Source organism: Sulfitobacter sp. CW3 (assembly GCF_019392245.1).
Taxonomy (GTDB): Bacteria; Pseudomonadota; Alphaproteobacteria; order Rhodobacterales; family Rhodobacteraceae; genus Sulfitobacter.
Map to the genome: position 1 here is coordinate 1 of NZ_JAHXRL010000409.1, position 253 is coordinate 253.

The following is a 253-nucleotide window of genomic DNA, read 5'->3' on the forward strand; positions in this document are numbered from 1 at the left end:
TACTTGAACGAGAAGGCGCTCTCGAACCCGACGTCGCGCACGAGCCGCAGGGTCTCGGCGAAGTCCGCGTCGGTCTCGCCCGGGAAGCCGACGATGAAGTCGGACGAGAGGGCGATGTCGGGCCGGGCGGCCCGGATCCGCTCGATCAGCCGGCGGTACGCGTCGCCGGTGTGCTTGCGGTTCATCGCGGCGAGGATCCGGTCGGAGCCCGACTGCACCGGCAGGTGCAGGTAGGGCATCAGCGCCGGCACCT

The 253-nt window shown here is 70.4% G+C and carries 1 protein-coding gene; it reads right to left on the reverse strand.

The window, feature by feature from the left end; all coding sequences use genetic code 11:
* Positions 1–253 (reverse strand): radical SAM protein (locus KZZ06_RS21610; protein WP_219581974.1); only part of this gene is annotated, 253 nt, incomplete at both ends.